Raw genomic sequence first — 2,149 nt, 5'->3', positions numbered from 1 at the left:
GCCGACCTGGCCTCCGAGCACGAGGGCAAGCGGATCACGTTCGCTGACACCCAGTCCAGGCCGCAGGCGGTGATCACCTCGCCCGAGTGGTCCGGATCGGAGACCGGCGGGCGCCGCTACTCCGCCTTCGTGATCAACGTCGAGCGGGACAAGCCGTGGCACACGCTGACCGGGCGCCAGCAGTTCTTCCTCGACCACGACTGGATCATCGAGCTGGGCGAGCAGCTGCCCGCCTACCGGCCGCCGCTCAACATGCGCCGCCACTACGGCGAGCAGGGCGACGGGGAGGCGGCCGAAGTGACCGTGCGCTACCTGACGCCGCACTCCAAGTGGTCCATCCACTCCGAATACCAGGACAACGCCTACATGCTCGCCCTGTCGCGCGGCGGGCCCACGATCTGGATGAGCGTCCAGGACGCCGCCAAGATCGGTGTCGCCGACAACGACTGGATCGAGGCGTACAACCGCAACGGCGTGGTCGTGGCCAGGGCGGTCGTCTCACACCGCATGCCGGCCGGGACCGTGTACATGTACCACGCCAAGGACCGCAACGTGAACGTCCCGCTCACCGAGAAGTCCGGGCGGCGCGGCGGCACCCACAACTCCCTCACCCGGCTGCTGCTCAAACCCAGCCACCTCATCGGCGGGTACGCGCAGTTCACCTACGCCTTCAACTACTACGGGCCGACCGGCAACCAGCGTGACGAGATCACCGTCATCCGCCGCCGAACCCAGGAGGTCGATTACTGATGCGCGTCATGGCACAGGTCGCGATGGTGATGAACCTGGACAAGTGCATCGGCTGCCACACCTGCTCCGTCACCTGCAAGCAGACGTGGACCAACCGGGACGGCGTCGAGTACGTCTGGTTCAACAACGTCGAGACCAAGCCCGGCATCGGCTACCCCAAGCGCTACGAAGACCAGGACCGCTGGCACGGCGGCTGGCAACTCGACCGGCGTGGCCGGCTCAAGCTCCGCGCCGGAGGCCGCATCAAGCGCCTGCTCAACCTGTTCGCCAACCCGGACCTGCCGGACCTGGACGACTACTACGAGCCGGCCACCTACGACTACGACACCCTGCTCAACGCCCCCGCCGGGCCGCACGTCCCGGTCATCCGCCCCAAGTCGGCCATCACCGGCAAGGACATGGCGATCACCTGGGGCGCGAACTGGGAGGACGACTTGGGCGGCGCCCCCGAGCACGCCCCGGCCGACCCCAACCTCGCGAGCATGGTCGAGCAGGTGAAGATGGAGTTCGACAAGACCTTCATGTTCCACCTGCCGCGCATCTGCGAGCACTGCCTCAACCCGGCCTGCGTCGCCGCCTGCCCGTCCGGCGCCATGTACAAGCGGGAGGAGGACGGCATCGTCCTGGTGGACCAGGACCGCTGCCGCGGCTGGCGCATGTGCGTCTCCTCCTGCCCGTACAAGAAGGTGTACGTCAACCACAAGACCGGCAAGGCCGAGAAATGCACCTTCTGCTTCCCGCGCATCGAAGCGGGCCAGCCGACCGTGTGCGCCGAGACCTGCGTCGGCCGGCTGCGCTACATCGGCCTCATCCTGTACGACGCCGACGCCGTCCTGGACGCCGCCCGCGTCGCCGACCCGCGCGACCTGCTGGAGGCGCAGCGCAAGGTCTTCCTCGACCCTGACGACCCCGAGGTGGCCGCGGCCGCCCGGGCGGGCGGGATCAGCGAGGACTGGATCGAGGCCGCGCGGCGCTCGCCGATCTACCGGCTGGCCATGCGCTACCGGGTGGCGCTGCCGTTGCACCCGGAATACCGCACGCTGCCCATGGTCTGGTACATCCCGCCGCTGTCACCGGTCCTCGACGCGGTCACCGGCGTTGGCGCCGACGCCGACGACCCGGACAACGTCTTCCACGCCATCACCGACCTGCGCATCCCACTGGAGTACCTGGCCAGCCTGTTCTCGGCCGGCGACACCGAGGTCGTGGCCGGGGTGCTGATGAAGCTGTCGGCCATGCGCGGCTACATGCGGGCCCGCACCATCGACGGCACCGTCGCCGCGGACCTGCTGGAGTCGGCGGGGATGACGGCGTCCGACATGGAGGAGATGTACCGGCTGCTGGCCATCGCCAAGTACGACGAGCGCTACGTCGTGCCCGCCGCCCACCGCGAGGACGC

Annotated in this window: 2 protein-coding genes; both read left to right on the top strand. The window is 68.8% G+C overall.

What is annotated here, in order from left to right; all coding sequences use genetic code 11:
- Positions 1 to 750 (top strand): molybdopterin dinucleotide binding domain-containing protein (locus tag EJK15_RS68955; RefSeq protein ID WP_276615630.1); only part of this gene is annotated, 750 nt, incomplete at its 5' end.
- On the top strand, positions 750 to 2,149 hold a 1,400-nt coding region (gene narH, locus EJK15_RS68950; RefSeq protein WP_138720874.1), incomplete at its 3' end, for a nitrate reductase subunit beta. The genes EJK15_RS68955 and narH, both read left to right, overlap by 1 nt.

This window comes from Nonomuraea basaltis (assembly GCF_005893125.1).
Taxonomy (GTDB): Bacteria; Actinomycetota; Actinomycetes; order Streptosporangiales; family Streptosporangiaceae; genus Nonomuraea; species Nonomuraea basaltis.
This window is presented reverse-complemented; position numbering and strand designations above follow the sequence as displayed.